The sequence below is a fragment of the Candidatus Nitrosopumilus sp. genome (genome assembly GCF_028278985.1).
Lineage (GTDB): Archaea > Thermoproteota > Nitrososphaeria > Nitrososphaerales > Nitrosopumilaceae > Nitrosopumilus.
This window is the reverse complement of record NZ_JANQTA010000006.1, coordinates 1-5,038: the sequence shown is the minus strand read 5'-3', so window position 1 is coordinate 5,038 and position 5,038 is coordinate 1. Positions and strand designations below refer to the sequence as shown.

7 protein-coding genes are annotated in these 5,038 nt (G+C 34.3%); 3 read left to right on the top strand and 4 right to left on the bottom strand.

The window, feature by feature from the left end; genetic code table 11:
• Positions 1–864: PEFG-CTERM sorting domain-containing protein (locus tag Q0941_RS03060; protein ID WP_299291249.1), on the bottom strand; the 864-nt coding region annotated here is incomplete at its 3' end.
• 379 nt (positions 865–1,243) lie between these two features.
• Here Q0941_RS03060 and Q0941_RS03055 point away from each other — a divergent pair.
• Complete coding sequence (locus Q0941_RS03055; protein WP_299291247.1) at positions 1,244–1,864, top strand: hypothetical protein; 621 nt, start codon at positions 1,244–1,246, stop codon at positions 1,862–1,864.
• Between the two features lies 1 nt (position 1,865).
• Here the strand turns inward: Q0941_RS03055 and Q0941_RS03050 are convergent, their stop codons facing one another.
• Entirely contained in the window at positions 1,866–2,120 is a 255-nt protein-coding gene (locus Q0941_RS03050) for a hypothetical protein (RefSeq protein WP_299291245.1), read from the bottom strand.
• A 267-nt stretch (positions 2,121–2,387) separates the two neighbouring features.
• Between Q0941_RS03050 and Q0941_RS03045 the strand changes: the two genes are divergently transcribed.
• Positions 2,388–3,503 (top strand): DDE-type integrase/transposase/recombinase, encoded by a 1,116-nt coding sequence (locus Q0941_RS03045; RefSeq protein WP_299291243.1) that lies wholly within the window; start codon positions 2,388–2,390, stop codon positions 3,501–3,503.
• Between the two features lie 266 nt (positions 3,504–3,769).
• On the top strand, positions 3,770–4,123 hold the full coding sequence (locus Q0941_RS03040) for a hypothetical protein (RefSeq protein WP_299291241.1): 354 nt from the start codon (positions 3,770–3,772) through the stop codon (positions 4,121–4,123).
• A 21-nt stretch (positions 4,124–4,144) separates the two neighbouring features.
• On the opposite strand, the gene Q0941_RS03035 is transcribed toward Q0941_RS03040, so the two are convergent.
• Entirely contained in the window at positions 4,145–4,516 is a 372-nt protein-coding gene (locus Q0941_RS03035) for a hypothetical protein (RefSeq protein WP_299291239.1), read from the bottom strand.
• Positions 4,517–4,939: 423 nt separating this feature from the next.
• Positions 4,940–5,026, bottom strand: a complete 87-nt coding sequence (locus Q0941_RS03030) for a hypothetical protein (protein WP_299291251.1) — start codon at positions 5,024–5,026, stop codon at positions 4,940–4,942.
• Positions 5,027–5,038: the final 12 nt, after the last annotated feature.

Below are 5,038 nucleotides of genomic sequence, written 5' to 3'. Positions count from 1 at the left end.
GTATCTTGGCATAATGCTAAGTCTTGATTTTGCAGAGATTGCAATTATTGATATGATTGCAACTGCTAGAATCATGGCTGCGATTGTACCAAATTCTGGAACTACAGTACCATCCAAGATATCTACTTCGATTGAATCAGTGTACAATGGATCGTCAAATTGTTTTGCATTTACAGTATAGAAACCATTTTCTTTCCATAATGGTCCGCCGACTGTAATGACTTTCTCAAATTCTCCATCAAGTGATGGTGAAATCTGAGCAACTGTTACTACATTTCCATTTGGTGCAACAATAGTTATTGTGATGTCTTGACTAACTCTGTCTGTGATACCGGAAACTGTAAACTCGTCAGATCCGTTTACAAATTGTGCCATATCAAGCTCAAGTCCTGTAGCCATTGCAACATTTGGTTCTTCTGGGTTTCCAAGAAGTCCTGTTTCTAAATTAGATTCAGTTACAGAAGTTCTTTCTGCCATACCATCTGTTACTTCAACAAGTACGTTAAGGGTATACAATGAATTTTGTTGTACGCCTTGCATTGCAGTTATTTCATAGAATCCATTTTCTTTCCAAAGAGGTCCGATTTTGAATTCAGTTGCAAAGTCTCCATTTGCATCAGGTGAAATTTGTCCCAAAGCTACTACATTGTTACCACTTGGAGATGTTACTCTAAATGTAATGTCTGTAATATCTGAGATAGTTTTGCCTGTTACCATAATGGTGTCGGATCCTTTATCAGCTGTTGCTGTAATTGACATTCCTAGACTTTGAGCAAAAGCATCTTGTTGAATTGAAGTCACTGAAATTAATGACACTGCCATGAGGACTATTGCCATTGATGTTGTAGAACGTTTAAAATTCATACTAATTGAACCCAGCATTCTTGGTATTTATGTATATTTAAAAAGGGAATTGTGCAATCTACGGGGTTTATTTTGAGATCTTCTCCATGTTTACTTCGGGGGTTATTCAAAAGAATTTTTTAACTATGCTAAATATGCCAAATCCTATAATCACAATCCCTACAAATTTTATAATTTCCATGGAAATACTAGGTAATTGTATATCTACCACAATCAGACCTACGATTACTAACATTATTCCAATCACTATGCTTGACAGATAACTCTCTCTTGTCTTTCTACGTAATCGTGCCATGTCCAATATACTTCTCATGCCTAGTTAAATCCTATTACTAAACATTTAACTCACAACATCATAATTTGATCTAAAAAGGACATGATGAACAAATCACTTCTAATCATTTGTTGTTTTACTGCCTTAACAATTATGCCGATCTATGCAGATGTTTCGGTACAACAGATAGATAACAAAACCTTTGTTTTTAACATCACTTCTGTGACTCCTATTGAGATTAAAGAGGACAATTCTGAATTATCTGCTATTTTAGAAGAATTAACCTCAACCAAAGATATATTGTCAAAAGGAGATATGATAATTGCCTCAGCAACCATTTTTGCATTCTTCACATTTGGTTCGTTTATTGTCACAAAATTCCAAAGTAGTCACATTGAGGAAGAATTGGGATTGATGGACATCATTCTGGGTTCTACACTTACTATTCAAATTATTCATCTGTTTGCCATATGGAGTATTGTTAGTGAAATTGTCGAAGCAAATTATCCAAACATCATACTAGTTACCATCATATTTCTAGTAGTTATTTTCTTAGCAATTAGAAAATTATTCCGTCTAGAAAATAGAGACAGAGACAAATCAAAATCAGCTAGCCAATATTTTGATTCGATTTTGGAAAAAGCAGTTAAAGACAACACTACAGAAGAAGCGTACTATAACTTACGAAGAAAATACAACAAAGATTTACGTGAATCTGGATACTAAGTTATACGATATTGTATTTTGTATTCAGGTCTTTAAAATCAGTTCTGATTGTTTCTATTATTAATTCAGCAAAATCTGAATCATCTTTCTTTATATCAGACAATACATTTTTGACTGCACTTGCAACACTATCTTTATCCAAATCTTTTTCATCAAATAATTTCACCACATTATTTGCAAATTCAAATGCTAATCGTTGGTCTTGAATTCTTTCAAATTTTTTTCCAAAATCCGGTTTCTTTAATTGCTCTAACATACTATTACTATCACACCATTTGATTTATTATTATAGATTTCTTCTCTTCTGTTCATTTTGATCGAGCTTCAGATCTAAGATATTCACTTAAGATGACCCTAATAGTTTCTGGCACTGTTTCTAACAATCTTTCCTTACGTTCTTTCTCTAGTATCTTCTCCATCTCCTTAGGCACAGATACCATGAACTTTTTCATTGCCATATACCATTAGATATGTATAGGTATCTTTATAAGTATAATGCTATCTATATACCAATAGATATCTAATGGAATTAAACAACAAACGCCAAGAAAAAGGAAAGAAGATAGCAGAAAAACAAGATCAAATTACTAGAATTGACGAGGATCACTATCTTGTAAAATCACAATCAAATAACAAACAGTATGACGTTATTGCCACAGAAAACGGATGGACTTGTACCTGTCCTGACCACTGCTTCAGACAAGTTTGTTGCAAACACATTCATGCAGTAGAGGTCTCGTTAGAAATTAGAAAAACAGTAAAAGAACAAGTAACAATCAATGAGATTCAAAATAATTCATGTCCAAAATGCCACTCAACAAACATCAAAAAAGACGGAATCAGACACAACAAAAACTATGACATTCAGAGATTCAAATGCAGGGATTGCAACAAGAAATTTTCAATTAATCTTGGCTTTGAGAAGATGAAAGCAAGTCCACAAATTATTACCTCGGCATTACAGCTTTATTTCACTGGAGAATCTCTAAGAAATACTCAGAAATTCTTGGAGTTGCAGGGAGTAAAAGTGACTCACAAAACCGTCTGGAATTGGATTAGAAAATACACAAATCTTATGGAAAAATATCTTGAAAAAATCACTCCGCAGGTCTCAGACAAATGGAGAACAGACGAGCTCTATTTGAGAATCAAGGGAGACAGAAAATACCTCTTTGCTATGATGGATGATGAGACAAGATTCTGGATTGCAAAACAGGTCTCAACTCACAAGAATACTGATGATGTAAGACCAATGTTCAGGGAGAGTGTCAAGGTTGCAGGAAAGAAACCCAAAGTTTTGATTTCTGATGGAGCTAAAAACTTTGCACAAGCCCATACAAAGGAATGGTATTCCAGATACAAGAAAGATCAGTCAATCCACATTCGCCATGTCCACTTCAAAAACGACATGAACAACAACAAGATGGAGAGACTCAACGGAGAAATAAGAGATAGAGAGAAAATAATGAGAGGGCTAAAGAAAGAAGACACGCCAATCCTTTCAGGCTATCAGATTTACCACAACTACGTAAGAAGCCACATGGGTTTAGACGGGAAAACACCTGCCGAAGCTTGTGGGATAAAGATTGCAGGTAAGAACAAATGGAAAACTCTGATTCAAAATGCAAGTCAAAGTTAATTGAAAACTTCATGAGTGAACATCTCCATTTTGCAGAAATAATTTCACAGATTTAACCGACTGTGCGGTCATTCTAATAATGACAATTAGTACTTTTTCTTGATCTAACATAGAATGTCTAGGATAATTTACAACAAGAGAAGTATTTGAAATGGGGAATTTCATACCCACAATAATCAACAATGGCATATTAGGACGATGAGCTTTCTTTCCTAGTGAAAATTAGATCAATAAGATTATTACTTTCTTCAGGTAATAGGTTATTCTTGAGTGAAAAACCTGAAGACAAGAAAGAAGGAATTGACTGGACTCCTGAAAAAATAGAGGCCGTTTTCAGCGGTATTGGGATACTAGCAGAAAAATATCTGTCATTCAGAGATAATAATTCAAAGCATGAGACAGATGCAATTCAACTTACTGCAAAACATGATCGAAAGATTGTTGCTTTACTGTTGGCATTTCTTGGCTCTGTAATAATTGCAATGTCTGTATTGGTTGCTTTTGATAAGGTAAGTGGAGAAGCACTTTTGTTTGCCGTTGGTCTCACCATTGGTTATGTATTTGCATTAATCACCAAATTCATTTTTGGTGCTAGGTCTGATACTGTCGAACAAGAATAGGTTTGAAAAAAGAGTCTTTGATTAATTAGGAAACCATTGTGGTTGTTTCTTTAACCATCGTATAAAATCAGAAACAGCAGTATTTGATGTATTATCAATTACTTTGATCATAGATTGATTTCTAGGATTTACTAATGTCTCCATATACTCATTCATTTCTGTAAAATTGACAATTTCCCAGTGAACTGTTCCTTCTAAAGATTCTCGTGTAGTCTCTGGAGAACGTGGGGAACTTTGAAAAATAAACACGATCCCATCTATCCATCGTGCAATTACAGGTGGAACATTTGGAGGAATTGGTCTTACAAAATTATCTAAAAACTCATCCATGGAATTTTTCATTATTTCGTGAACCACAATCTTCTGAATCGGCTTATATTCGATTTCTACCATAAATTGATCTATATCCACCTGAATTTAACAGATCCGTATAATACAATGACCACTACGAAAAAAATCGTAGTGGCGGTATTTTTTTAAAAATTTGATCGGATAAACCAGTAATGGTTTTTAAGTTAGATTTTGGTATGGGATCTTGCAATGAGAAACAAGATATTGTTTCTTATTCTAAAAATGACTTCAAGAGTCGTGTTAGAACTTCTCTTGAGATCATAGAATAAGACCGTGTTTTTGCTCATTTCTATCACCTCTTGGCACTGTGCTTCTAACGGCACAGTGCTATTCTATTTTCAACACCCGAAAGTAAACATGGAGAAGATCTCAAAATAAACCCCGTAGATTGCACAATTCCTTAAAAAGGGAATTGGATATTTTGAGAGGCTAGTTTTGATCTGAAAAAGAGAAAAAAGATGAAATTTAGTATCTTGGCATAATGCTAAGTCTTGATTTTGCAGAGATTGCAATTATTGATATGATTGCAACTGCTAGAATCATGGCTGCGATTGTACCAAATTC